Consider the following 25,832-nt stretch of genomic DNA (forward strand, 5'->3'; position numbering starts at 1 on the left):
GTTCACTTCATCCTCTCTTTTGCGCCGTCCAGGGTCGTTGCGACCGGACCGTCCATGACGACGCGTCCTTCGTGGAGCACGACCACCTGGTCGGCGAGGCGGGCCACGACGTCGAGGTCGTGGCTGATCAGCACGAGCGCGCACGGCACGCTCGCGAGCAGGTCGAGCAACCCGGCGCGGGTCACCGCGTCCAGGCCCGAGGTGATCTCGTCGCACACGAGGACCTCGGGTTCGGCGAGCAGGGCCCGCACGAGCGCGGCCCGCTGGAGCTCTCCACCGGACAGGCCGCGCGGCCTGCGCAGCACCGTCTCCTCGTCCAGGCCGACACGGCTCAAGGCGGCCAACGCCGACGACCGGGCCTCAGCGGGACGCGCGCCTCGCAGCCGCACCGCCGTCCTGGCGACCTGGTCCAGCACGGAGCGGTGCTCGTCGAACGAGCCCCGCGCATCCTGGAAGACGTACTGAACGGCGGCGAGTGCGGTCCGCGACCGGCGGCGCAACGACCGGGCGAGTGGCCGGTCGTGGAGGAGCACCTCGCCGGTGGCCTGCTGGTGCAGACCGGCCAGGCTTCGACCCAAGGTGGTCTTGCCGCTGCCGGACCGGCCGACGACCGCCAGGCGTTCACCGACGTCCAGGTCCACGTCGTGCAGGACGGTGGTGTTGCGGTACCGGGCGGTCAGGCCGCGCACCCGCAGGCGAGGAGCCCGATCGGGAACCTCGGCGAACACCTGCGGTGTGGCGTCGAGCAGCGCACGGGTGTAGTCCTCGCGAGGATCGGTCAGGAGCTCGTGCGCGGGCCCGGCTTCGACGACGCGACCCGCTCGCAGCACCACGATCTCGTCGGCGAGCGCCCGCACCACCTCCACGTCGTGGGTCAGCAGCACCAGCGCGACGCCTTGCGCGACGACTGCGGCGAGCTCGTTGACGACTTCGGCGCGGGTCAGGGCGTCCTGCCCGGTGGTGGGTTCGTCGGCCACCAGCACCGCCGGGTCACCCACCAGCGCCTGGGCCAGCACGACGCGCTGCTGCTGGCCTCCGGAGAGCTGGTGGGGGTAGCGGCGCAGCAGGTCGGCCGGCACGCGCGCCCGGCGCAGAGCCGTCTCGACCAGCTCGCCGGGGTCACCCTCGTGGAGTGCGGCGATCTCGCGGAAGACGGCGTCCAGGCGGCGCACCGGGTTCAGCGCGGACGCAGGTTGCTGCGGCACGAAGCCGACGCGTCCGTGCACCTCGACGTGTCCGCTCACCGACACGCCAGAGCCGTGTTCGCCGAGCAGGGCGAGGCCGGTGGTGGTCTTGCCGCTGCCCGAGGCGCCGACCAGGGCGAGCACCCGGCCGGCGGACAGAGCGAAGCTGACGCTGTCGAGCAGCACGTGCCCGTCCACCTCGGCACGCAGGTCCTCGACGTGCACGACCGGGCTCACGTGCGCACCTTCCTCAGGGCGCGGTCGAACACCAGGTTCAGCCCGACGGACAACGCGACGATCAGCAGTGCGGGCACCACCACGGTCAACGGCTGCAGGAACAACCCACCTCGATTGCGGTCCACCATCACGGCCCAGTCCGCCGCGTCGGGCGGCACGCCGACACCGAGGAAGCTGGCCGATGCCACCAGGTACAGCGCCGCCGTGAGCCGGACACCCACGTCGGCGGCGAGCGTGCGCAGCATCGACCATCCTGTGTAGACGATCGAAGTCCGCCACCACGACTCGCCCTGCATGCGCATCGCCTCCAGGGCGGGTCGTCCGGAGATCTCGAGTGCCGCCGCCCGCGAGAGGCGGGCCACGTCGGGGAAGTTGACGAGGGTGACCACACCGATGAGCACCGGGAGGCCTTGCCCGGCGATGGCGGCCACGAGGATCAGCACCAGCAGCGACGGCACCGCGAGCAGCACGTCGAGCGGCCGCATCAGCACCTCGTCGACCAACCGCAGCCGCGCCGTGGCCGCGAGCACGCCGTAGGGCACACCGGCCAGGTAGGAGAGCACGGTCGCGATCAACGCCACCAGCACGACCGTCTGGCCACCCGCGAGCACCTGGTACCAGGCATCGCGGCCCACGAAGTCGGTGCCGAGCGGCCCCAGCGGAATGAAAGGCGCGCTGCGGGTCTGCTGGTCCGGCACGAACAGCGGTCCCAGCAATGCCAGGGCCAACGGCACCGCGATCAGCAGCCCGCCGATGCCCGCCCGCTTCACGCGACCACCTCCGCGCGCGGAGCGAGCCGGAACGCCACCAGGTCGGCCAGCAGGTTCACGGCCACCGTGGTGACGGCGAAGACCACGGCCAGGCCCTGCACGACCGGGAGGTCGCGGGCGGCCACGGAGTCCACCAGGACGGTGCCGAGCCCGGGGATCACGAACACCGCTTCGACGACGATCACGCCGCCCAGCAACCAGTCCGTGGTCCGCGCGACCTGCTGCACGGCCGGTGCCAGTGCGTTGGGCAGCGCGTGGGCGAACCGCACCCGCGTCTCGCCGATCCCGAGGCGGCGGGCATGGCGCACGTAGTCGGACGCCAGCGCGTCCACCATGCCCGCACGGACCAGGCGGCTGATCGAGCAGATCGGCCGGGCCAGCAGCACCACCAGCGGCAGCACCAGCACCGCAGGCTGGGCGAACAGGTCCGCGCCCACCGCCGTCGGCGGCAGCCAGGCCAGCTGCACGCCGAACACCGCGATCAGCACCACGGCGAGCGCGAACTCGGGGATCGAGTGCAGCGCCACGCTGATCGACGTCAACGCCCGGTCCAGCAGACTGCCTTCGCGCAACGCGGCCAGCACACCGACCAGCACCGAGATCGGGACCAGCAGCACCAGGGTCAGCGCCGCCAGCGCGACGGTCGGGCCGATCCCGCCGAACAGGAAGTCCGCGACCGGTCGGCCCGACACCAGCGACACGCCGAAGTCGAGCTGGGGCAGCCCGAGGAGCCACTCCGCGAACCGCTCGAACGTCGGCCGGTCCAGGCCCATGGCCGCGCGGATCTGGGCGATCCGCGCGGGGTCGGGGTTGTCCCCGGCCAAGGCCACCGCCGCGTCTCCTGGCAGGGCCTCGACCAGGAAGAACACGAGGGTGACCACGGCGAGCACCTGCACCAGCCCGAGCGCGGCCCGCCGGACCGCGTAGGACGCGAGACTCACCCCAGCCACACCTTGTCGAAGCGGGCCCAGTCCAGCGTGTTCGCGGGTGCGGTGGAGATGCCGCCGACGTTCGGCTTCGCGCCCACGATCCAATCGGCGAAGCCCCACATCAGGTAGCCGCCCTCGGCGTGCAGCACGCGCTGCATCTCGCGGTAGGCCTCGCCGCGCGCGGCCGGGTCCGAAGTGGACACCGCCTTCTCGTAGAGCGCGTCGAACTCGGGCCGCGCCCACTTGGTCACGTTGGTGCCCGAGCCGCTGAGCAGGCGCTGCGCGACGTGGGTCTCGATGGGCATGGCGCCGGAGCGGAAGCTCGACAGCGAGCCGTTCTTCAAGGTGTCAGCCCAGTAGCTGTCCTTGTTGCCCTGCACGACCTCGATCGTCAGACCGGACCCCTTGGCCTGGTCGGCGAACACGGTGGCGGCCTCGACCATGCCCGCTGCGGCCGTCGAGGTGTCGAGCTTGACCGTCAGGCCTTCGGCGCCGGCTTTGCGGATCAGGAACTTGGCCTTGTCCAGGTCACGCTCCCGCTGGGGCAGGTCGTCGGCGTAGTGCTGGTAGCCCTTGCCGAACAGGTCGTTGCCGACCTGGCCGCTGCCCGCGAGCACCGACTCCACCAGCTGTGGCCGGTCGGTGAGCAGGAACAGCGCCTCCCGCAGGTCGCGGTTGTCGAACGGCGCCCGGTCCACCTTCATCGCGAACGCCTGCACGGCGCTGTTGGGGGAGCGGTGGATCGTCATCCGGTCGCCGGAGGCGTTGCTGCGCGCGGTGGTCGGGGTCAGGTCGTGGGCGTACTCGACCTGCCCGCCCAGCAACGCGTTGGTGCGCGCGGACTCCTCGTTGGCGATCACGAACTCCAGCTCGTCCAGCAGCGGCGCACCCTCCCAGTAGTTCGGGTTGCGCTTGAGCAGCACGGACCTGCCCGGCTCGAACGACACGAAGCTGAACGCCCCCGACCCGACCGGCTTGGCGAAGTCCTCGACGCCCTCGGGCACGATGTAGGCGCCGAAGGCGGCCAGTGCGTTGGGGAACTCACCGAAGGGCCGCTTCAGGGCGAACTCCACGGTGCGGTCGTCGACCGCGCGGCTGTTGGGCAGGTCGATCAGCGCGAGGCTCGACTTGGCGCGGAATGCGCGGTTCGGGTCGAGGATGCGCGCGTAGCTGGCGAGCACGTCCTGAGCCCGCACCGGTCTGCCGTCGTGGAACGCCGCCTGGCGCAGGCTGATCCGCCAGCGCGTCAGGTCTGCGTTCGGCTCCCACTTCTCCGCCAGCCGCGGCTGCGGTGACACGTCGTTGCCGAGGTCGGCGAGCTTGTCGAACATCGCCTTGGACCGCGCGGCTTCACCGAACAGGTTGGCCAGGTGCGGGTCGAGGACCTCCTTGGCGCCACCACCGGCGAACGCGGCGCGGAGCCTGCCGCCGGTGCGCGGCGTGGAAGAGGCCGAGGTCGCACCACTGCCGCACCCCGCGAGGGTGACGACCGCCAGACCGGAGGTGAGGCCGAGGAAACCGCGGCGGTTCAGGGACATGCTGGTTCCTTTCACTGGCACCCGTCTCGGCGGAGGCGGGCCACGACGTGGAGGCGGTCGCCGGACAGCTCGCCGCTCAGCGGGGCGTCGGCGGTCCAGGGCTGATCGGTGCGCGGGCCGGGGGAGTCGAACAGTGCGAGCACCTCGAACCCGGCGAGGTCGAGCAGGTGCCGCAGTTCCTGCGGGAACAGCAGCCGCCAGGCCGATCGCTGCACGAGCGGTTCGGTGCGCTCCGCCCACTCCCAGGTGCGCCGACGGCGCAGCAGTTGGGCGGCGTGGTCGATCCACAGCTCGGTGTTCGAGGTGTATTCGGTGCCCCGCCACGTGACCGAACGGGTGCGCACACCATCGAGGAGTTCGGTGTTGCCCAGGAAGAACGCGCCGTTGCGCATTTCCGCCACGAACAACCCGCCGGGTAGCAGGTGCGCGCGGCACCGTTCCAGGAAGACCGTGAGGTCGGCGTTGGTGTGGCAGTACAGCATCGCGCTGTCCAGGCAGGTCATGACGTCGAAGCGGCGATCGAGGTCGAAGGACCGCATGTCGGCCAACGCCACGTCGACGGCCGGGTGGTGCTCGCGCATGTGCGCGATCATGTTCTCCGAGCTGTCCACCCCGGCGACGCGATAACCGTTGCGGGACAACCAGCCCGCGTCACGACCGGTGCCGCAACCGATGTCGAGCAGGTCCCGTCCGCCGCCGAACCGGGTGACCACGTCGTGCACGAACCTCGCCGCCACGTGCTCGGGGTCGGGGAACTGGTGTTCGTACAGCTCAGGGTTGTCGGTGAGCAGGTTCATCTGGCTACCTCCTGCTGCCGTGGCGTGAGGGCGCCGCGCCGGTGCAACCAGGCCACACCCGCGGCGCTGATGAGTCCGATCGCGACGCACAGCAGTGACGCGAGCCGGTCGCCGAACCCGCTCACCCATCCGATCGCGGTGTTGCCCAGCGCGGCCGCCAGCCCAGAGCCGAGGTAGAACACACCGAAGTGCGTGCCGGCGAGGCTGTCCGGGCCGAACGACGGGATCAGGTCGTAGACCAGGGGATGCGCGATCATCACGCCGACCGCCAAAGCGAGCGTGGCCACCAGCACGGGCACGAGTCCGGACCACAGCGCGGGCGCGGCGAATCCCGCGCCCATGACGGCGAGACCCACAGCGATCACAGGACCCCGCGCACGATCGGAGACGAAGCGGGTGATGCGGACCTGGAACAGCAGCGTGACGATCGTGGACACGAGGAACAGCGCGGCGACCACGCCCGCCCAGCCGGTCGCCTTCTGCGCCTGGATCGGCAGCAGCAGGTAGAGCTGGTTCTGCAGGACGAACATTCCGCTGAGCACGCAGGTGAACGCCACGAACCGGCGGTTCGACAGGCACTCGCGCCAGTCGCCGAGGATCGACCCGCCCTTGCGCGCAGCCGCCCGCGCGGGCAGCACGACGGCCTGCGCGATGGTCAGTGCGGCGAAGATCCCGGCCGCCACCACCGCGGAGACTCGGAAGTCCCACAGCAAGAGCACACTGCCGAGCACCGGTCCGCACAGCGCACCCGCCTGGGCGTAGACGTTGAACCGGGCGAACGCCTCGGTGCGCGCCTTTCCCGCCTCCAAAGCGATGTACGCGCGCACTGCGGGGTTGAACAGTGCCCCGGCCAGTCCGCTGAGGACAGAGGCGGCCAGCACCACGGTGAGCGAGTCACCGATCGCGAACAACCCGAACCCCACCGCGCGCAGACCGCAGCCGAGGAGGATGGCGGTGCGCGGCCCGAGCCGGTCCGACACCGTTCCTCCCACCAGGAACAGACCCTGCTGGCTCAGCGTGCGGACGCCGAGCACAACGCCGATCACCGCGGCGGACATGCCGAGGCTGCCCAGGTGTGTGGCGAGGTAGGGGATGAGCAGGTAGAAGCCGGTGTTGACGGCGAACTGGTTGACCAGCAGCAGCCGCACCGGCAGTGCGAACCGGGTCATGGCCGCACCACGCCCAGTCCCGGTGCCCCGGACAGCCGCAGGGTGCCGTCCTCTCCGCCGATGCCCGACCACGGGTCGTGGGCGAGCAGCAGGTGCCCGTCCAGATCGGCCCACCGGGCGTGCCCGGCGAGGTGGACAGCGGGCGCGATGCCGAGCGAACTGGCGACCAGGCAGCCGAGCATCACGTCCAGTCCGCCTTCACGGGCGGCCGAGACGATGTCCAGCGCCGGCCGCAGACCGCCGCACTTGGCCAGCTTGATGTTGATGCCGTCCACCGCGCCCGCGAGCTTGCGGACATCGGCAACCGTGGCGGCGTCCTCGTCTGCGATCAGTGGTGCCGGGCACCGCTCGTGGACCCAGGCCAACGCGTCCGGGGTACCAGGTGGGATCGGCTGCTCCACAGCGTCGAGCACGACACCGGCGGCGGTGAGGCGCTCCACGACGCGCACCGTCTCGTCCGGGCTCCAGCCGCCGTTGGGGTCGAGCACCAGCCGCGCGTCCGGCGCGGCGGCCCTGATCGCGACCGTGGTGGCCACGTCCCGCTCCGGGTCGGCTCCGACCTTGACCTTGAGCAGGGAGAACCCGCGCTCGGTCAGCGAAGCTGCCTGGGCTGCGGCATCGTCCGGCGCGGTGATGCCGATCGTGTAGGCGGTCGGGGTGTCCTGCCACTCCTTGGTGCCGAGGAGGACGTGTGCCGGCACGTTCTGACGAAGGCCCAGCAGGTCGTGCAACGCCGCGTCGACCGCGGCACGCACTCCGGCGGGGATCGTCTCGTCCGCGTGCAGGACGTCGAGGGCGGTCTCGGGGGAGTCCGCGTCGGCGAGAACCGGCCGAAGCCGGTTCAGCCGGGACGTGATCGCTTGCACGTCGAGCTGGTAGTAGGTGCTGGTCACCACTTCGCCGTGGCCGTGCTGCCCGTCGTGTTCGACGATGACGCGTACGGCGTCACGGCGTGACATCACCGACCTGGAGATGCGCAGCGGTGTGCTCAGTTCGAGGCCGTAGACCTCCCAATCGACCTTCATGCGAGCACCACTGCCCTCGGTGCGACAACCGACCGGCACCGCGTCCAGCCCGTCGCCTCGACCCGGTGCGGATCCCCGATCTCCACCGGCCGATCGGCGGCCGCCCCGAGCAGTCCGCGAGCAGTGCAGAAGTCGTCGTCGAAGATCGTGCCGAGGTAGCGGTGCGGGCCGTCGGGGAAGATCGTCGCGACCACCGCCCCCGGCTCGACCCTGGCGGCCCAGGCGGCGACCAGTGCGACGGCGCCGCTGCTCCAGCCACCGGTGACGAAGGCGTCACGGGCGAGTCTGCGGCAGGCGTCGACCACCTCCACCGGGCCCAGCCAGTGCACCTCGTCGAACTCGGCGTAGGCGACGTTGCGGGGGTGGATGCTGCTGCCCAGTCCGCGCATCACCCTGGCCCGCGCGGGTTGCCCGAAGATCGTGGAGCCGACGGTGTCCACGCCGATCAGCCGCACACCGGGCCAGTACCGGCGCAGTTCCCGGGCCACGCCGGCGCTGTGCCCGCCGGTGCCCACGCTGCAGACCAGCACGTCGACCGGGTCGAGCTGCTCCACGAGCTCCCTCGCCAGGCCGACATAACCCTTCGGGTTGTCAGGGTTGTTGTACTGGTCGGGCCAGTAGGCGTCGGGGAACTCACGCAGCACGGCTTGGAGCCGGTCCAGGCGGGCCTGTTGCCAGCCGCCCACCGGGTGCGGCCGGTCCACGACCTCCAGCCGCGCCCCGTGCGCCCGCAGCAGCGCGCGCATCGACGGCTCCAGCTCGCTGTCCACCACCAGGACGACCGGGTGACCGAACACCTGGCAGGCGAACGCGAGTCCGAGACCGAGCGTGCCGCTGGTGGACTCCACGACAACGGCGCCGGGGCGCAGCTCGCCGCGATCGCGAGCGGCACGGAGCATCGACACGGCCGGCCGGGCTTTCATCCCGCCGGCGCTCAGGCATTCGAGCTTGGCCCAGAACCCGCTGTGCCGGTGGGGCAGCGGCGTGGTGATGCGGGTGACCGGGCTCTGGCCGAGCAGGTCGAGCAGGTGCCGGTTCTGGCGCGGGATCATCACGACGGGCGCTCCGTGTAGTGGTGGATCGTCGTGGGACCGCCGTCGAGCCAGAAGAACGGATACGGCTCAGCCGAGACGGCGCGCACTCCGCTGCCGATGAACCACGGCAGGACCGCGGCGGCAGTCTGCGCGAACAGGACCATCGGCGTGCCTGCTGCGACGGCGCGCGACAGCAGCGGTTCGAACGTGCCGTTGCCGACTGTCATCCCCGAGGCGAGCACGAGGTCGCAGCCGTCGAGCGCGCTCTCCGCCTCGGTGGTGATCGGCTCGTCCCACTCGGTCCGGCCGCCCTTGTGATCGCACGCCACGTAGGTCGCGCCTCGCTCGCGCAGGTGGTGCAGCAGCGAGTTGACCACGCCGACCACCAGCACCCGGTCACCCGGTGCCGGATCGAGCAGGTCGACCACGGCAGCGGCGCGGGCCATGGACTTGGTCAGGGAGCTGCCGGAGCCGATGGTGGCGGACTTGGTGGCGGACAGGTGGTGCGGCCGGACGTGCGCCAGGTAGGCGTCGAGCACGGCGGTGCGGATGGCCGGGTTCGGGTGGCCGAGCAGCTCGAGCACGGTCGAACCGACGCAGCTGTGCACGTCGTCGTCGGCGACGTCCTCCACCGCGCAGGACCCGACCGCGTCTTCCACGCGGAGGCTGACCACGGTGTTGCGGTAGGACTGCCCGCGCGTGGCGTGCCGGGCTCCCTGCCTGGTGGTGAACCCGACGCTCACGGTGCACGACGCGGGATCAGGGCCAAGCCCGCCACTTCGGACGAGCTCGACGAGGTCGGCGAGGGTCACGCGGGCACCTCGGCGTAGTCGACGGACAGACCACCGACGAGCTGCTCGGCACGTGTGCGCGCGCCGAGACCGGCCGAGTCGGTCACGACGACGTGGCCGAGGTAGCTGTTGTTGCTGGTCGGGTCACCTGCGCGGTGACCGGGCCGCTTGACGGTCCAGTCCACGACATCGGGCGCGGCCTCGAGCGCCTCGGCGCCGCGGACGGCGGACACCAGGCCGGAGCGCGGTGGCAGGAGGAAGGAGATCGCGGCGCTGCGCACACCGGTGTCCGCAGGACGTGGATCCGGCCGTTCGCCCACGGCCAGCTGGGCGTACGCGGCGGGCAGGTCGATGCCGGTGACCCGCCGCACGAGCTCCGTGATCTGGTTGCCCGCGGGGCGCGGGTTGACCTCGACGAGCTTCGGGCCGTCAGGCGTCAGCTTGACCTCGGTGTGCGCGACACCGCGGTCCAGGCCCAGAGCTTCGATGGCCGCGACGGCGACGGCCTCGGCGTCATCGGTGGGCAGATCGGCGGGGAACATGTGTCCGCTCTCCACGAACCACGGATCGCCCGCGACGCTCTTGTCGGTGACACCGACGACGTGCGTCGTGCCGTCCACGGTGACGGTCTCCACGCTCACCTCGGGCCCGGTCAGCAGCTCCTCCACCAGCACGGTCCGCACCCTGGGCTGGTTGCGTGCGTTGACCGGGAACGCCTCCATCGCGGCGAACGCCTCGCGCAGCTCCGACTCGTCGGTCACCTTGCGCACGTACATGCCGGCACACAGGTCGACCGGCTTGATTACCAGCGGATAACCCAGTTCGGCTGCCGCCTTGGCGAGGGCCGGCCAGTCCTCGGCCAGGGCGAAGCGCGGACCGGGTACGCCGGCCTCCCTCAGCGTGGTGCGGGTGAGGTCCTTGCGACACGCCCGTTCCACCGCGTCCGGGTCGGGACCGGGAAGGCCCAGGTGCGCGGCGACGCGCGCGGTGGCCGGGAGGTAGTAGTCGCACGAGGAGATCACGCCGTCGAAACGCAGCACAGCGTGCAGGCGCTCGACGTGGTCGAGCAGGGTGGGCACGTCGTTGGTCTCTGCGGTGAGCACGTTGTCCGCGGCCAGCAACGGGTGCGGGTGCGCGGGGGCAGCGCGCAGGTAGTGGTGCAGATCGCGGGTCATGAAGGTGAAGCGGTGCCCTGACTCGTTGATCGCCCTGGGCAACAGCGAGCTCATCGCGCCGACCCAGCTCTCGATCATCAACAGGTGAGCCACAAGTCCTCCTCCCCGCCGCGACCCCCGCGGCGGAACTGGGGAACATGGTAATCATTATCGATCCGTGGTCTCTACCGCCTCTCGGGGACGCGGCTGCGCCGGACGAGTGAGCGCTCGACGCGCACCATTCATGCGCGTTGACTAATATTTGTTGCGTTCAGTGACGACGCTAGAACGTCCGGGTGAAGTGAAGCCCGGCGCGACGAGAGGCAGGTTGATCATGACCACGGCACACCTCGAACACGCCGACCACGGCCACGCCCACGGCGACGGGTGCGGCCATGTGGCCGTCCCGCACGGTGATCACGTCGACTACGCGCACGACGGCCACCTCCACCGGGAGCACGACGGACATGTCGACGAGTGCGAACCCGGCGATCACCAGGCGCACTCGGACCACGGTCACGATCACGGTGCGGGCTGCGGCCATGTGGCTGTCCCGCATGGTGATCACGTGGACTACGTGCACGACGGCCACCGCCATGCCGTCCATGACGGGCACTACGACGAACACTGATCTGCGTCGTGGTCGCGTCTTGAGCGCTTGTGCGTGGGGCGCGGCCACGATGTTCATCGCTGGTCAGGGGCTGGCGACCAAGTAGTACAACGCACTCAGTGTGACCGCCGCGGCGATGACGGCCGCGGTGACTCTCATCCACCGTTGGTCATTTGAGCGCCCTCGCAGCGCCTGAGGCCAGCCGCTAGTACTCCACGCGAGCGCGAAATCCTGACCACACCAGCCATCGATCACGCGCGCTCGGGTGGTAGCTCGCAGCGGTGACTCCACACCACATCGCACCCGCCTTGGTCAGCTCTTCCTGACCGAGGCGAGGATGTCGCGGACGACTTCGCGGAGTTTGACGTTCTGGTTCTGGGAACGCTGGACCAGTATCAGGAAGGCCTCGTCGGCGCTGCACCCGTGCACGGCCATCAACATGCCTTTGGCCTGGTCCATCTCCGCGCGGGAGTAGATGGCGGTTTCCACAGTTGAGCGTTGGTGACCGCGGCGGAGGCGGCAGTGGTGAACAGCCGCATGACACTCTCGTCGAACGGGTCGAAGGCGGTTGCGGTAGCGCTGTGAGGTTGAGCGATCCCAAGAGCTCGTCGCTGTCGGTGGTGGTCACCAGCATCGGCACGGCGAGGTAGGCGCAGACGTCCAGGCGGCGGGCCGCTGCGTCGAACTCCGGCCACGGATTGCGGTGCTCGCCCACCACTGCTCGGACCGCCTGGCGCGAATTGGTCGCTTTGAGGCAGGGGCCGCGCTCGGCGTCGTACTGCACCTGGTCGAGTTCGGCGAGCCGGTCTTCCGTCGCCGCTGCGGTGCGCGCCGTCCTCGGTCACGATGGTGATGGTCTGCACGGCACTGTCGGCGACCCGTTTCAGCACCTCACCGAGTGGTTCGGCCAAGGCGAACACGCCGCGCAGGGCATCCAAAGCGGTCGCGGCGTGCCGTCGCTGACGGCACGCGCCGCGACGACCGGGATGTACTCGCCGAAGGCCGGCGCCGGCGGCTTCACGGAGTTGAGCAGGTCCTCGGCGGTCACGCCATCCGGTCGAGGACCAGTCGCAGGACGGGCAGCACCAACCGGTCCAAAGCGACGGGTGGAAGACCGTGACCGTCAGGTGGTCGAGGTGGGCGACGAGGAGGACTCTGTCGCCAGAACGCAGGTGCCCTGCTCGGCGAGCGTCGGCCGGTAGCCGGACGTAGTTGGTTGTGGCAATCGTCGGCGCCGTCACCTACCTGCTTCAGGACCGAACGAAACCCACCCTCACCGGCACTTCTCCCGGCAACGACCCCGGCTGAGCAGGCGTCGGCGCACGCACTGGGTTGCCAAACCCAGAAATCTCGGATAGGAATGGGTTGACGAACCCAAAATCTCGGCTGGGTGGCTCGGGACGTGAGCGCGGATGGAGAGCGATGACGGACAAGGACACGAAGGCCCTCGTGCTCGGTGGTGGCGGGTGTCGCGGGGATCGCCTGGGCGACCGGGATCCTCGCGGGGTTGGCTGACGCGGGTGTCGACGTGACCGACGCGGACCTGGTGGTCGGGAACGTCTGCCGGTGCGACCGTCGCGGCACAGGTGACCAGCTCGAGGCCCCTCGGTGCTCTTCACGACGACCAGGTCAACGGCACGGGAGCGCCGGAGCCGGCGATTCACGACGTCGATCCGGTCGCGCTGCTGGCCGAGGTTCGCGAGATCCTGGGCAGTGGAGACGACCCGCAGGTCATCCGCCGGCGCATCGGCGCCATGTCACTGGCGCAGGACCGCGTTCCGGTATCGGAGCGTCGTGCGCTCATCCTGCGCGATTCCGCGGGTGTGGCCGGCGGTCCCGATCCACGGCCGCCGCCTCTTCGACGGCGGCATGCGCAGCGGCACCAACGCCGATGTCGCCAAGGACTGCGGCAGGGTGTTGGTCCTCGACGTGATCGGGTTCCCGGAGACCGGTGACGTGCAACCGGTTTCCGCGCCGCTGCTCACCATCACGCCGGACGAGGCTTCCCAGGCCGGGCTGCAGAACCTCCTCGACCCGGGCTCCCGCGCGATCTGCGCACGAGCCGGACACGACCAGGGCCAGAGGATCGCGGCAGAGGTCAAGGCCTTCTGGGCCTGATCGGTACTTCGGACACAAGTGCGCTCCGGCCGTCAGGCAGGCCGGACGTACGCGACGAGCCCGCCTGTTCGACCAACCACGACAAGGAAAGCTCATGAAGATCTTCATGACCGGCGCCACCGGTTACATCGGCAGTGTCATCACCGAGAAGTTGCTGCAAGCCGGACACCAGGTCGTGGGACTCGCCCGTACCGACGCCTCCGCTCGAGCCCTGCAGGACCTCGGCGCCGAGCCCCTGCGCGGAAGCCTCGGTGACACCCGGCTCCTGACCGACGCGGCTCAGGCCGCCGACGGAGTGGTCCAGAACGCCTTCGACCTCGGTGCCGACTTCGCGACGGCCACTGCCGAGGAAGCGAAGGCCGTCCACGCCTTGATCACCGCACTGCAAGGCAGTGACAAACCGCTCGTCTACACCAGCGGCACAGGAGGCCTGGGGGACACCGGCTCCCTCGTCTACGACGAGGAGACCCCCATCGCCGCATCGGAATCTCCTACCGTGCGAGCGCTCCAGTTGCGCTTCGAGACCGAGAAGGCCGTGACCGGTGCGCCTGGTCTGCGTGGCATCGCGCTGCGGCCGCCGAACGTCTTCGGGCGTGGTGGCGGCCGCTCGGTCCTGTGGCTGATCGGGGTGGCGGGTCAGAAGCTGGGGGCCGTTCCCTACCCGGTGGAGGCGGCCGACAACCTGTGGTCGCTGGTCCACGTCGACGATCTGGCGGACCTCTACGTCCTGGCCGTGGAGAAAGCGCCTGGCGGCGAGTTGTTCCACGCCGCATCCCGCAGCGGGCTTCGCACCCGGGACGTCGCCGCCGCGATCAGTCGTGGCGCAGGGCTCGGAGGCAAGACCGTCGCACTGGGCAAGGACGAACTCGCCGACGCTCTCGGCGCACCGCCGCTCGCGGACTACTGGTCCATCAACAGCCAGATCTCGGGGGAGAAGGCGCGTCGCGTGCTCGGCTGGGAACCGCGACACCTCGACGTCCTCGACGAACTGGGCCGGCCCGCGAACTGAACTCGCCGAACGACGGCTACCGGTGTTACGGCAGGCGGCTGAAGGAACGCCGGTAGGCCGTCGGGGTCAGCCCGACCCGCCGGACCAGGTGTTGGCGCAACGAGTCCGCGCTGCCCAGCCCGCTGCGCGCGGCGACGACGTCCACGGGCAGATCGGTGGACTCCAGCAGCTACCTGCACTTGGCCGAGCGCGCCGGACGCGGCCTGAACAAGCGCTTCCGCGCGCCGTGGCCGACCACGTTCATCTTCAACCCCGACACGGGTTCCACTCCGACGGGCCCCGGCGAGCTGCGGCTCGTCGAGGACGGCAGCGCCGATCTGCTCGCCTTCGGCGCGCACTTCATCGCCAACCCCGACCTGCCGCACCGGCTCGCCACTGGCGCGCCGTTCGCGCAGGGCGACCGCCGCACGTTCTTCAGTGGCGGCGACGGGGGCTACATCGACTACCCGCCGCTTGCGCGCAACGACGCACTCCGATCACACGTATGCGAAGAGATGGTGCAAATGAAGGTTTTTCTGACGGGTGCCACTGGCTACATCGGCAGTGTCATCGCCGAGAAGTTGTTGCAGCCGGGCATGACGTCGTGGGACTCGCCCGCTCTGATGCCTCGGCTGACAAGCTCAAGCAGCAGGGCGTCGAGTCTGTCCGCGGTGAGATCAGCGACACCCAGGGGCTCACGGACGTGGTCAAGGGAGTCGACGGGGTCATCCACACCGTCTTCGATTCGAGCTCTCTCGACTGGACGGCGGCCAACGCCGGAGATGTCGCGGCCGTCAACGCCATGATCGCCGGACTGCGGGGGACCGGAAAGCCGTTCATCTACACGAGCGGCACGGGAGTTCTCGGCAACACCGGTGAGATCGTCTATGACGAGGACACGCCGATCGTGCCCTCGGAACTTCCCGCGGTCAAAGCACTTCAGCAACGTCTCGGCACCGAGAAGGCCGTGCTCGAAGCCGCTGGTGTCAGCGGCATCGTGCTGCGACCACCCAACGTCTACGGACGTGGTGATGGTCGCGCGGTGTTCTGGATGATCCGGGAGGCGGCGAAGAAGCTGGGGGCCGTGCCCTACGCGATCGGATCCGAGGACAACCGCTGGGCCTACGTCCACGTCGACGACCTGGCAGACCTCTTCGTCCTCGCCCTGGACCAGGCGCCCGCCGGCGAACTGTTCCACACCGGTGCGCAGAGCGGTCTTCGCACCCAGGACATCGCTACCGCGCTGAGCCGGGGCATGAGACTCGGCGGCAAGACGATCGCCTTGGAGATGCCAGAGCTCGAGGCGGCCATCGGCTTCCCGTTCGTGGCGGAGTACTGGGCCTCGAACAGCCAGTCGTCGAGCGAGAAGGCACGTCGCGTGCTCGGCTGGACACCGCGGCACCTCGACCTCCTCGGCGAGATCGGTCAGCCATCACGCTGAGCGTGCCGCATCCCGAGGAATCACACCCTCTGAGGGAGTGACCTGCACGTCGCCGCGAGGCGGTCGTGATGTCAGGTGGCGAAGGTCTGGATGTAGGCGAGGGCGGCGTTCATCGCGGCGCGCATGGGCTGGGTGGTGCGGAGGGTCTGGCTGAGCAGGGTGCCGCCCTGCAGTGCGGTGAGCAGGGCGAGGGCGAGCTCGTCGAGGTCCGCCGTCGCGTGCAGGTCGCCTCGTTCGCGCATGGCCTTGAGACCGTCGTGGAGGAGGGCCTGCCAGCGTTGGAAGGCGTTGCAGAGGTCCTCGCGGGTCTGCTCGTCGGCGGGGTTGAGCTCGCCGGCCAGGGTGGCCAGCGTGCAGTCGCCGCGGCCATTGTTGTGCTCCTGGCTTTCGATGGCGGCATCGGCCCAGGCGCGCAGGGCGTCGAAGCTGTCGAGTGCTCCCATCAACGGCTGGCCGGGAATGAGGGGTGCTTCGGCCTGGCGTGTGATGACAGCTCTGATCAGGGCTTGCTTGCTGTCGAAGTAGTGATAGAGCTGCGAACCGCTGATGCCGGCCGCTTTGCGGACGTCCTCGGTGCTGGTGCCAGCCACGCCGTTCTGGGCGATGAGCGCGGTCGCCGCTTCGAGGATGCGTTCCCTGGTCGCCTGGCCTTTGCGGGTCAACGTCACGACGCCAGCCTAGCTGTTTGGGTTGCGCAACCCACACGGCTCCGTGAAGATTGGGCGCTCAACCCAGAATGGGTGTGTCGGGCATGCGCCCCCGGATGACCGCCCCGCCAGTCAGAGCGCGATCGGGAGGCTTCGCCATTTCTCCGACCATTCCGACCGTCACGCTGAACAACGGCGTGTGGATGCCGAATCTCGGCTTGGGAGTTCGCGGCTGGCTTCAGCGACGCTGAACTGCGTGAGTGCGCACAAGAAGCTCGCCCATCGGTTGCGGGGCAAGAAGGTTCCGCCCGCACGAGGAGTTCCCGGTCGCCGGACTGGTTCCGGTCGACATCCTGCTCGCATTCGGCCCCGGTGGCACGGTCGTGGCGGTCGCGTTCCGTGCCGACCGGCGACTGGTTGCCACGGCGGGGTGGGACGGATCCGCGGGTCTGTGGGACACCGCCGACCCAGCTCGACCGCGTCCGCTCGGCCGTGTCAGTGGCGTTCAGCGCGGATGCCCGGACCCTGATCACCAGTGGCGACGACGACACCGCCCGGTTGTGGACCATCCCAGGCACCCCGTTGGACGGCATCGACGCCGACCGGGCGGCGGCCATGGTCTGCGAGTCAGTAGACGTCACGATCCCCGCGGCAGACTGGGATCGGCACTTCCGCGGCGTCGACCACCGGCCGCCCTGTCCCGCGCGGCGGTGATCCTCTCGGACCGCCCATCAACCGGGAGGTCGCACCCGCACGCTTCAAGATCAACAATGAGGTGCTGTCCGGTCGGCTCTCGACGTCATCGACCAGGTGCTCGGTGCCCCGACCGCGCAAGAGGAGATTCGACGCAAGACCGGCATGGACATGCCTGGCCTGAGATTCGACTCCACGTTGTGGGCTGAACCGAACTCGGCCGCGCCGTGACTGCGGCAGCAGGCACAGCGTCCGCATTCTGTAAGACCTCCTGAAGCCGCGACCGGTGCCACAACGCTTGGTGGACAACGAACTTCATGGTCGGGGAGAACAGCTCTTGGGCTACCGCCGGATCGAGGGTGAACTGCTCGGACCAGGTCACCGGGCAGTCGCCTCGCCTCGACTGTGGGCCGTGTGATCAAGTGCCTGCGGGTACCGACGACCGTGACCCGAATGGCACAGCGGATGACCCGAAGCCGTTCGCTACCGTGCAGGAGGGGGGAGGCTTCAGGGAGACATGGTGGACGAGTCCAAAACACTCTATGACGTGTTTCTGTCCTACAGTCACGCGGCGGATCAGTTGGTCGCACCGGTCCTGCGGCGGGGTCTGCATCAATTGGCACGTCGTTGGAATCAGATCTGGGCTTTGCGGGTCTTCCGGGACAAGGAGAGCCTCGCGGCCAATCCGGACTTGTGGGAAACGATCGACAAGGCGCTGCGCAACTCCAGGTACTTCATCCTGCTGGCATCACCGGAAGCCGCAGCCTCACCTTGGGTAACGCGCGAGGTCGAGTACTGGCGGACGGAACGCGAGCAGGGGACGTTCCTCATCGCTCTGACCGACGGTGAGATCGTGTGGAACGACACCGCCGGGGACTTCGACTGGACGAGGACGACCGCGCTACCGCCGACGCTGCGGGGTTGGTTCTCCGCCGAACCTCTGTGGGTCGACCTGTCCTGGGCACGCGACGAGCCGGAACTGTCACTGCGCCATAGCCGCTTCCGGTTCGACATCGCGACGTTGGCGGCTGCGGTCCACGGCAAGGCCAAGGAGGAGTTGGACAGCGAGGACGTCAGGAGGTACCGGATCACGACGTGGGTACGTCGTGGAGTGGCGGTGGCACTGACGGTGCTGCTCGTCGCCGTGCTGGGGCTGGGCACGCGGACGATCCTTCAACAGCAGGAGACCATCGAGCTGGGACGGCAAGCGTTGTCACGTGCCGTAGCGGCGAAGAGTGAACAGATCGGCGACAGCGATCCCGAACTGTCGCGGCTGCTTGCATTGGCGGCGTGGCGAGTCGGCGGGGCGGCGGAGGCCGAAGCAGCCGTGTACCAGGCTGCCGCTCGTGCAGGTGTAGGCCGGATCGCCATCGACGGCAGCGTCGAGGCCGTCGCGTTCAGCCCGGACGGCAAGAGGCTCGTGACCGGTGGTCGCGATGGCGCGCGTGTGTGGGACACGGCCACACGACGGCAGATCGGCGGGACGATCGCCGGCTCGCAAGGCGTTGTGCAGACCGTGCAGTTCAGCCCGGAGGGCAAGACGTTGCTGACCGCAGGTCAAGCGCCGTCTTCCGGCGAAGAGCCGTTCGCGCTGTTGTGGGAGGCCGGAACCGGCGATCAGCTGGTCCGACCGGCTCCGGGAGCACAAGTTGCGTCACCGAGGTTGATCGGCAATGCCTCGATCAGCGCGGCGTTCAGCCCGGACGGCAAGAACTTGGTACTCGGCGATCCAGACCACGGCGTGACGCTTTGGGACGTCACGACCGAGAAGGTCCTCCACAGCGTCAGCACCCCTCAGGTCGACCCGTTCGATCGCAACGCTGTACGTCCGTCGGTGGCCTTTCACCCCAACGGCTCGCAGTTCGCCGCAATCGGCTCGGACGGCGCGGTCCGGTTCTGGGACACAGTCAGCGGATCGCAGGTCGGAGATCCGCTTCCGGCCCACCCCGGCGACACCGCGAGCCTGGTCGGGCCGGTGATCGTGTTCAGCCCGGACGGCGCGGTGTTCGCCACCGGCGGTACCGACGGGACGATTCGGTTCTGGGACGCCACAACCCGCCAGCCGATCGGCGCACCGCTGACCGGCCACACCCGGCCTGATCGCACCTCCCTGGCGCAGTCGCTGGCATTCAGCTCTGACGGGCGCACGCTGGCCGCCGGCAGCGAGGACGGCACGGTGCGGCTGTGGGACGTCCGCACCCGCAACTTGGTGGGCACACCGCTGAGCGGTCACACCCGTCCCGTCACGTCGGTCGCGTTCAGCCCCGACGGTCGGACGCTGGCCAGCGGTGCGCGCGATGGTACGGCCAGACTGTGGAACGTGGCCGGTCACCTCCAGCTCGCCCGCCCCGCGATCGAGCACTCCGGCATGCTGTACGCGCTCGCGTTCAGCCCGGACGGCAAGACGCTGGCCACCGGAGGCGACAACGGTGAGACCGTGGGCAACCACGGCAGCATGGAAGCGTGCAGCCACAACGGTTGGGGCGTGTGCTACGTCGACGGCGGTACTGTCGCCATGATCGGCGGCGGTCAAACGGTGCAGTTCTACCGCCCGCCCGGCACACGGCTGCCCCCTTCCGGACCGCCGCGAACCCTCGTGCTGTGGGACGTCGCGCGCCGCGAAGCGGTGACCGCCCTTCCCACAGCGGACCGCACTCCGGTGCTGACGCTGGCGTTCAGCCAGGACGGCAAGACGCTGGCCTCCGGAGGCGTGCAAACCGACGAGCGCAAAGGCACGATTGTGTGGGACCACGCCAACCGCGCTCCGCGGAACGACCCGCTGACCGACGGATTGGCGTTGACACGGGCCGTGGCGTTCAGCCCGGACGGCCAGGTCGTCGTGACCGCAGGCCTGAGACTGGACAGCAAGCCGACGGAAGTCACGTTCTGGAACAGCGGGAACCACGTGCGGCTCGGCGCCGTAGAAGCCGGCAAGAGCGTGTACACGGTGGCGTTCAGCCCCGACGGGTCGATCCTCGCCACCGGTAACGACCAAGGCGAGGTCCGGCTCTGGGACACCGGTACGAGACAACAGATCGGTGAGGGCCTCAAAGGTCATATCGGACCGGTCGGCACGCTGACCTTCAGCCCGGACGGCAAGCAACTGGCCAGTGCCGGCGAGGACGGGGTGATCCGACTCTGGGACGTTCCCACCGCGCAGCCGGCGGGCGAACCGATGGTCGGGCACTCAGGCGCGGTGTACTCCGTCGCGTTCCACCCGGACGGCCGAACATTGGCCAGCGGCGGCGGGGACGCCTCGGTGCGGCTGTGGAACGTCAAGGCACGCAAGCAGGTCAGCGCATCACACCTCGGCCACCGACAACCCGTTCGCGCGGTCGCCTTCAGCCCCGACGGCAAGACCGTGGCCAGCGCCGGCGAAGACGCAGTCGTCCGCTTCTGGGAAACCAGTGCCATCGACCACGTCCCGGAAGCGCTGTGCCAGACCGCACAGCGCACCCTCACCCAGAGCGAGTGGCAACGACACCTGCCCGGAGTAGCGTTCACAGACGTGTGCCAGGCACGGTGAACCGCGCAAGGTGCATGGTGACGACCTGTGCGGCTGAGCCTACCGATAACAAGTCACAGCCCGCTTGGTGGCGGATGACACCACCGCAACCGCGCTTGAAGTCGACTTCCTCCGGTTGGGCCTGGACGTGCGCTGTACACACGATGCTCGCCAAGCACATTCCCAACGACGAGGGCGTGCGCAGTGTGCGAGAACCAGTGGCCGTGCGGCGCCGTACAGGGGGCGGTGCGACCTCCAGGCGGGCAATCGCGGCTACTGGCGCTGGTTCGGGCACGTCTCAGACCGGCGTGCCGCAACCGTATGAAGATGCCAACCACGATCGAGATTCCTGTTGCTGTGTCATGAAACGGGCCCGGGTAACACCGACCCCGACCACACGGACTCCTTTGTCATGAACACCGTATGGCCTGCCCTGATGGCCGCGGTTGCCGCCCTTGGCGGCGTCACCGTCGGTGCCCTCGTCGAACCGTTGAAGCTCGGTGCAGCAAGACGTGCCCGAGTCCGTGAGGAGCGGGCCGCGCGGCTTATCGAGGTGTCGTGCCCGCTTGCTCGCTGTGAACCTCGCGCATCGCCGGACCGCGTGAGGAACTGTCGTTGACGCAGCGCAGGAGGATGAGCTCGTAAACCTGTACCGACAGGCGCGCAACGATTTGCGCCAAACAGTGGCGCTGCTGCGATTGAGCGGTCCGGACGAGCTGGTAGAGGCCGCGATGAGTGTGCGGCAGGCCGAACGTGCTCTGCGCGGGACTCGATTCGTGGGCGACGACGGCGCCTACTTCGACAAGGACGCGCCGCCGAAAGCTGTATTGGCCGCCGCCCACAATCTCGAGAACGTGGTGCACGAGTTCGCCAGGACGTCTCGCAAGCTGGCCGTCTGATGCTCACCCCGCTGATCACCGGCCTGTTCGCGCTCGGCGGTGTCACCCTGGTCGTGATGTTGGAGCCGTCAAAGCGCTGTTCGCGGCACACGCGCGGTCCAGGCAGGAGCGGGCCGAGCGGTGCGCCAAGCTCGTGGAGGCCGCGAGCACGCGCGTTCGGCGCTGATCCGACTGAACACCCGGCACCGGCGCAGGACGCTGGGCGCCGAGGTCGTGGACGCATCCGAGGAGTTCGAGATCGAGAACATCTACTACGGAGCCCGCAACGAGATCCGGCAGGTCGTCGGCCTGCTCGATCTGTCCGGGCCGGACAAGCTGGCCGCTTGCGCCGTAACCGTGCGCGAAGCCGACCGCGAGCTGGGCAAGGTGCGGTTGGACGTTGAGGACGCGCCCCCGTTCGACCGATACACCCTGCCGCCCGCCGTGCGGAAGGCCGCAGACGCGATGGAGGCCGAGGTGAAGGCGTTCGTGGGGATGGCGCGGCGGCACGTCCGTCAACCCTGCCCGCTTCGCTAGTCGCGCCCGGTGCGCCTCGCTCGTGCTGAAGCCGTCGAAACGCATCGTTGAACGCATCGACGAAGTCGACGCAACGTCATCCGCGCGGACGAGGCCTGCTTCGCACCGTGGTGAGATCGCTGGTGAGGAACGCGAATACCTGCACGCCGGGTCCGGTCTCCTCGTTCGTCGTGAATCGGGCACCGACTATGTGCTGGGCTTGATGGAGGTGCCACCAGGTGGCTGAGCCAGGAAAGGCGATGGCCAGCACCTACTCCGACGGATGCCGAACTGGAGGCGTGGGCGGGCCGGGAGTTCCAGCGCCGTGCGGTTTGCCTCCCACGACATCGTGCTCGTGCCCGGCTGACTGTGGACGCACTCGTGCGGGACGCGCTGCGCGAGCTGGGTGGCGATCAGCCCCACATGTAGGCCGAGACGATTACGAGGATCACGCCGATCACGAGCCACAGCAGCAGATACGTCATGCTCGCCGCGAGAGCACGTGCCTCGCGGGCGATGCGCTTGCCTGTGCTCCCGTGGGCGGCGTACAGCTCCCATGCTTGCTGCATGTACTTGCCGGCCTCGGTGGGGAAGTGAGCGGCCCCTTCAATGTGGTCTTGGATCTTCAAGTCGATCGCGGCATTACCGGTGCGGCGCTGCCCTCGGCGAACGCCCCGGCGGCCGAGGTCGACCCACCCGGTTCCGTGGATCGGCGGCAACGTCTCGCGGTTGCTCATGTCCACCTCCTCCGCCAGTTGCCTGTGTCATCGAGTTGCCCCCGTTGGCGTTGCGACGGCGCGGCAGCCGAGAGGTCCGCGTGAGCCGGGTGTTCATCGGACGCATGCCCTACGGGCCGAAGGACACGGCCCGGCCGTTCGTGCACGTCCGGACGCGGTCGCCGACAGCGAGATCGACGGCTGAAGGTCGGCGGCGGGGGTTCGGCCACGTGCCCTCAACACGGCGGCACGTCCCACTGGCCGCCCCGTCGCGCATATGAAGATCGACAACATGTGCGTATGCGGCGACAGCGGATTGCACGCCCCGCGAGCGCACGATGCACATCACGACGCGCCGTTGAAGGTTCGTCGTCCGGCCGGGAGGCGAGCTGTAGGGGCTCACCGCTCGCGCCATGCCGCGTCATCGAGATGACACCAACATGAAGCCGCGCCGCGCGATGCTTGCGGCGTGATCGACTCCTGGGGGCTCGATGAGGAATGACGGAGTGAGCAGGCGGACCCTGCTCAAGGGTGTGGTGGTCGCGGCCGGAACGGCGGCGGTGGGCGGACTCCTGCGGCCTGGAACGGCCCTCGCCCAGCTGTCGACAGTGCCGAGGCTGGCGACGCTGTCGCACGGCTATCCCGCGGCGATGGACACCGGACGGGCGTTGGTGGCGTTCGGCATAGGGGACGGCCGCAGGATCTGGCATCGGTGGCTTCCCTCGGGCGGGTCGTGGTCCGGCTGGGTGATGCTGCAGAACGGTCCCGAGGTCAAGGGACGGCCTGTGCCGTTGCTGAACTCCAATGGCGCGATGTCCGTGTTCGCCACGGACAAGGACGGCAGGATCTGGACCGGGTGGCAGGCCTCCGAAGGGGGCGTGACGTGGAGCTGGCAGAACCTGGGCAGTCCGTCGTCGTCGGTCACCTTCGTCGAGGAGCCGTTCCCGGTTCTCAACGTCGACAACGCCATGTCGTTGTTCGCGAGGGCCACTGACGGCCGCACCTACCACTCCTGGCAGCGTGGTCCTGGCGGTGCCTGGGCCGGCTGGGAGGCCTTTCCCACCAACGGTGTGGGGCGGCCTTGGGCCGTCATCGGGCCCACGGGCGGCATGGTCGTGTTCGCCCGCGGCGCCGGCGGCGGCGTGGTGCACCGGTGGCAGCGATGGGCCGGCGACACGTTCAACCCCGCGGGCAGTTGGGCGGCGATCCCCGGCAACAACGCCGTCAACGAAGACGTCACGGCGGTTGTGAACCCGACCGGTGCGATCACCGTGTTCGCCGGGTCGGTGAACGGCCTCGCGTACACCTGGCAGAAGAGCGCCGGAGGTGAGTGGCTCGGCTCGTGGAACGAGTGGACCGAGCGCAAGATCCTCGGCAGGCCGTCGGTCCTGGTCGGTCCCACCGGCGGGATGGCCGTGTTCGCCAAACAGGCGGGTCCTACGCCCGAGAACCGCCTCATCCACCGCTCGCAGGCGGCCTGGGGCACGAACTGGTCCGGGTGGGACGAGTTGGAGGAGGTGACGACCGGGGAACCGTCGGGGGTTCTCGGCGCTGACGGCCGGTTGTCCGCGTTCGCCAGAACACCGGCGGGGGAGATGGTGCACCTCGCGCAGGGAAGCCCGGGCGGCGTGTGGCCGATTCGGTCGGTGTTCCAGAACGACAAGCTGGAGGTGGGCTGACGATGCCTTTGCCGACGACTTTCCGGATGGCTTTCCAGTCCGGCAAACTGCCCGTCCCCAACGGCACCACGCTGGGCGGTTACGGGTGGCAGGGTCCCCGCACCGCCAACGGATCGGTCGCCAACCCGCTCAAGGTTCGCTGCGTGATCATCGAGTCGGCCGGGGGACAGCGGGTCGTGTTCCTGCAGGCCGACGTGATCAGCATCCCCAAGCCGGTCTACGAGCAGATCCTCGGTGAGCTGATGGACGCCGGGGTGGTCAGCGCCCCGGAGAACTTCGTGCTCGCGCAGAGCCATACCCACGCGGGACCCATGGTCGGCACCAAGCCCGATCCGTACGTGCTGCTGGACGCCAGCACGGAGGACACCAAGCGGTACACGAACGAGACTTTCGTGCCGTTTCTGGTGAGCATCGCGGAACAGGCGCACGCCAGGGCGCTGGTCGATGTGACGCTCGGCTACGCGGAGGGGTTCGCCGAGATCGGGGTGAACCGCCGTGGTCTGGCCTGGACCCCGCGCGAGGTCCCGGTGCTGGTGGCTCGCCGCACCGACAACCGCGACCTGTTCGCGGTCCTGGTCGGACACACCTGCCACCCGGTGTGCTCGGGGTGGATGCTCCCGACGCAGGACGCGGACTACTGCGGGTACGCGATGGACGAGGTGGAGAAGCGGCTCGGCGTTCCCGTGGTCTTCTTCCAGGGCGCCGCCGGTGACATCAACCCGGCGCCGGCTCCCGAGGGCGTGAACCAGACCGCGTTCGCCGCGGGACGGCTCGTCGCCGCCGTTGTCGCGACTGTGCGCAACGCCGCGTTCTTCCCGATCCACGGGCCGATCACGACCGACATCCGCACGGTGAACCTGAACTACGCCGTCGACCTCGACGACCCGTTCGAGCGTGCGGCACTGCTGGAGAAGTACCGGGTCCGGAAGAGGGGGCTGCAGGGGGACGAGCGGATGCTGGGGTACCGGCACGCCGTGCGCGTCCTCGAGGAGTTCGAGGCGGGTGACGTGCTCAACCACATGCCGATGACCATCCAGAAGATCGACCTCGGCGGCCTGACCATCCTCACCATGTCCCACGAGGTGCTCAGCGGCTGGCACGTCGGCACCAAGGCCAAGTGGGCGGCTCGGAAGGCGACTCCGCTGTGGGTCATGGGGTACGTGAACCACATCGACTGCTACGTGCCCGCCTTCGACGTGCACAGCGCCGGCGATCTCGCGGGCACGGACCAGGGCGAGGCCGGGTGGCGAGCCGGGGGCGACCCCAAGGTGGTCGCCCCCGGTACCTACAGCCACTCGTACTCACTGGTCGCCCCGCTCAACCCGGGTGACAGCCCCACGGACCCGGCCGGTGTCGAGGGCACCCTGGTACCGCACATCGACGACATGCTCGGTCTGGTCTAGCGCGGACGGC

Annotated in this window: 24 protein-coding genes; 11 read left to right on the forward strand and 13 right to left on the reverse strand. The window is 69.3% G+C overall.

Features of this window, described 5'->3' with window-relative positions; genetic code table 11:
- Positions 1–2: 2 nt before the first annotated feature.
- Genes BBK82_RS35745 through BBK82_RS35790 form a run of 10 tightly spaced genes read right to left on the reverse strand, consistent with a single transcriptional unit; the run spans position 3 to position 10,742 of the window.
- A complete protein-coding gene (locus BBK82_RS35745; RefSeq protein ID WP_065918905.1) occupies positions 3–1,421 on the reverse strand; it encodes an ABC transporter ATP-binding protein in 1,419 nt (472 codons plus the stop codon).
- Positions 1,418–2,191 carry an ABC transporter permease gene (locus BBK82_RS35750; RefSeq protein ID WP_065918906.1) on the reverse strand — a complete coding sequence of 258 codons (774 nt, stop codon included), beginning with the start codon at positions 2,189–2,191 and terminating at the stop codon, positions 1,418–1,420. The genes BBK82_RS35745 and BBK82_RS35750 overlap by 4 nt, the downstream gene beginning before the upstream one ends.
- Positions 2,188–3,132, reverse strand: a complete 945-nt coding sequence (locus BBK82_RS35755; protein WP_218920452.1) for an ABC transporter permease — start codon at positions 3,130–3,132, stop codon at positions 2,188–2,190. Before BBK82_RS35755 ends, BBK82_RS35750 begins: the two co-directional genes overlap by 4 nt.
- Positions 3,129–4,658 (reverse strand): ABC transporter substrate-binding protein, encoded by a 1,530-nt coding sequence (locus BBK82_RS35760; RefSeq protein ID WP_065918908.1) that lies wholly within the window; start codon positions 4,656–4,658, stop codon positions 3,129–3,131. Before BBK82_RS35760 ends, BBK82_RS35755 begins: the two co-directional genes overlap by 4 nt.
- Before the next feature lie 11 nt (positions 4,659–4,669).
- The gene (locus tag BBK82_RS35765) at positions 4,670–5,455 is read right to left on the reverse strand and encodes a class I SAM-dependent methyltransferase (RefSeq protein ID WP_065918909.1); all 786 of its coding nucleotides are present in this window, start codon (positions 5,453–5,455) and stop codon (positions 4,670–4,672) included.
- Positions 5,452–6,624, reverse strand: a complete 1,173-nt coding sequence (locus BBK82_RS35770) for an MFS transporter (protein WP_065918910.1) — start codon at positions 6,622–6,624, stop codon at positions 5,452–5,454. Before BBK82_RS35770 ends, BBK82_RS35765 begins: the two co-directional genes overlap by 4 nt.
- Positions 6,621–7,649, reverse strand: coding sequence for a dipeptide epimerase (locus tag BBK82_RS35775; protein WP_065918911.1), 1,029 nt, complete (start codon positions 7,647–7,649; stop codon positions 6,621–6,623). Before BBK82_RS35775 ends, BBK82_RS35770 begins: the two co-directional genes overlap by 4 nt.
- The gene (locus tag BBK82_RS35780) at positions 7,646–8,701 is read right to left on the reverse strand and encodes a PLP-dependent cysteine synthase family protein (RefSeq protein WP_065921612.1); all 1,056 of its coding nucleotides are present in this window, start codon (positions 8,699–8,701) and stop codon (positions 7,646–7,648) included. Before BBK82_RS35780 ends, BBK82_RS35775 begins: the two co-directional genes overlap by 4 nt.
- Positions 8,701–9,495, reverse strand: a complete 795-nt coding sequence (locus tag BBK82_RS35785) for a Rossmann-like domain-containing protein (RefSeq protein ID WP_065918912.1) — start codon at positions 9,493–9,495, stop codon at positions 8,701–8,703. Before BBK82_RS35785 ends, BBK82_RS35780 begins: the two co-directional genes overlap by 1 nt.
- Complete coding sequence (locus BBK82_RS35790) at positions 9,492–10,742, reverse strand: ATP-grasp domain-containing protein (protein ID WP_065918913.1); 1,251 nt, start codon at positions 10,740–10,742, stop codon at positions 9,492–9,494. The genes BBK82_RS35785 and BBK82_RS35790 overlap by 4 nt, the downstream gene beginning before the upstream one ends.
- Positions 10,743–10,962: 220 nt before the next feature.
- On the opposite strand from BBK82_RS35790, the gene BBK82_RS54950 reads away from it, so the two are divergent.
- Positions 10,963–11,259 carry a hypothetical protein gene (locus BBK82_RS54950; RefSeq protein WP_083268942.1) on the forward strand — a complete coding sequence of 99 codons (297 nt, stop codon included), beginning with the start codon at positions 10,963–10,965 and terminating at the stop codon, positions 11,257–11,259.
- Between the two features lie 291 nt (positions 11,260–11,550).
- Here BBK82_RS54950 and BBK82_RS54955 read toward each other — a convergent pair whose 3' ends face one another.
- Entirely contained in the window at positions 11,551–11,727 is a 177-nt protein-coding gene (locus BBK82_RS54955) for an ANTAR domain-containing protein (protein ID WP_237047746.1), read from the reverse strand.
- Positions 11,728–13,032: 1,305 nt separating this feature from the next.
- On the opposite strand from BBK82_RS54955, the gene BBK82_RS54960 reads away from it, so the two are divergent.
- The 3 genes from BBK82_RS54960 (at position 13,033) to BBK82_RS35815 (ending at position 15,785) form a co-directional block, all read left to right on the forward strand.
- Positions 13,033–13,356: a hypothetical protein gene (locus tag BBK82_RS54960; RefSeq protein WP_237047747.1), complete on the forward strand. Its 324-nt coding sequence runs from the start codon at positions 13,033–13,035 to the stop codon at positions 13,354–13,356.
- Positions 13,357–13,450: 94 nt separating this feature from the next.
- Positions 13,451–14,365, forward strand: coding sequence for an NAD-dependent epimerase/dehydratase family protein (locus BBK82_RS35810; protein ID WP_065918915.1), 915 nt, complete (start codon positions 13,451–13,453; stop codon positions 14,363–14,365).
- Between the two features lie 583 nt (positions 14,366–14,948).
- Complete coding sequence (locus BBK82_RS35815; protein WP_065918916.1) at positions 14,949–15,785, forward strand: NAD-dependent epimerase/dehydratase family protein; 837 nt, start codon at positions 14,949–14,951, stop codon at positions 15,783–15,785.
- 71 nt (positions 15,786–15,856) lie between these two features.
- Here BBK82_RS35815 and BBK82_RS35820 read toward each other — a convergent pair whose 3' ends face one another.
- Complete coding sequence (locus BBK82_RS35820; RefSeq protein WP_065918917.1) at positions 15,857–16,453, reverse strand: TetR/AcrR family transcriptional regulator; 597 nt, start codon at positions 16,451–16,453, stop codon at positions 15,857–15,859.
- A 471-nt stretch (positions 16,454–16,924) separates the two neighbouring features.
- On the opposite strand from BBK82_RS35820, the gene BBK82_RS35825 reads away from it, so the two are divergent.
- The 5 genes from BBK82_RS35825 to BBK82_RS50915 all read left to right on the forward strand — a co-directional run bounded on the left by BBK82_RS35825 (position 16,925) and on the right by BBK82_RS50915 (position 22,271).
- Complete coding sequence (locus tag BBK82_RS35825) at positions 16,925–17,146, forward strand: hypothetical protein (RefSeq protein ID WP_065918918.1); 222 nt, start codon at positions 16,925–16,927, stop codon at positions 17,144–17,146.
- 496 nt (positions 17,147–17,642) lie between these two features.
- Positions 17,643–20,651 (forward strand): toll/interleukin-1 receptor domain-containing protein, encoded by a 3,009-nt coding sequence (locus tag BBK82_RS35830; RefSeq protein WP_071812746.1) that lies wholly within the window; start codon positions 17,643–17,645, stop codon positions 20,649–20,651.
- A 662-nt stretch (positions 20,652–21,313) separates the two neighbouring features.
- Positions 21,314–21,529: a hypothetical protein gene (locus BBK82_RS35835; protein WP_154697692.1), complete on the forward strand. Its 216-nt coding sequence runs from the start codon at positions 21,314–21,316 to the stop codon at positions 21,527–21,529.
- A 120-nt stretch (positions 21,530–21,649) separates the two neighbouring features.
- Positions 21,650–22,045: a hypothetical protein gene (locus tag BBK82_RS35840; protein WP_065918921.1), complete on the forward strand. Its 396-nt coding sequence runs from the start codon at positions 21,650–21,652 to the stop codon at positions 22,043–22,045.
- A 22-nt stretch (positions 22,046–22,067) separates the two neighbouring features.
- Positions 22,068–22,271 (forward strand): hypothetical protein, encoded by a 204-nt coding sequence (locus tag BBK82_RS50915; protein ID WP_154697693.1) that lies wholly within the window; start codon positions 22,068–22,070, stop codon positions 22,269–22,271.
- 166 nt (positions 22,272–22,437) lie between these two features.
- On the opposite strand, the gene BBK82_RS35845 is transcribed toward BBK82_RS50915, so the two are convergent.
- Complete coding sequence (locus tag BBK82_RS35845) at positions 22,438–22,761, reverse strand: hypothetical protein (RefSeq protein WP_154697694.1); 324 nt, start codon at positions 22,759–22,761, stop codon at positions 22,438–22,440.
- Positions 22,762–23,246: 485 nt separating this feature from the next.
- Here BBK82_RS35845 and BBK82_RS35850 point away from each other — a divergent pair, with 485 nt between their 5' ends.
- Both BBK82_RS35850 and BBK82_RS35855 read left to right on the forward strand, forming a co-directional pair.
- On the forward strand, positions 23,247–24,419 hold the full coding sequence (locus BBK82_RS35850; protein ID WP_065918923.1) for a PLL family lectin: 1,173 nt from the start codon (positions 23,247–23,249) through the stop codon (positions 24,417–24,419).
- A gap of 26 nt (positions 24,420–24,445) precedes the next feature.
- Complete coding sequence (locus BBK82_RS35855; protein WP_065918924.1) at positions 24,446–25,822, forward strand: hypothetical protein; 1,377 nt, start codon at positions 24,446–24,448, stop codon at positions 25,820–25,822.
- Positions 25,823–25,832 lie beyond the last annotated feature (10 nt).

The sequence above is a fragment of the Lentzea guizhouensis genome (assembly GCF_001701025.1).
GTDB lineage: Bacteria > Actinomycetota > Actinomycetes > Mycobacteriales > Pseudonocardiaceae > Lentzea > Lentzea guizhouensis.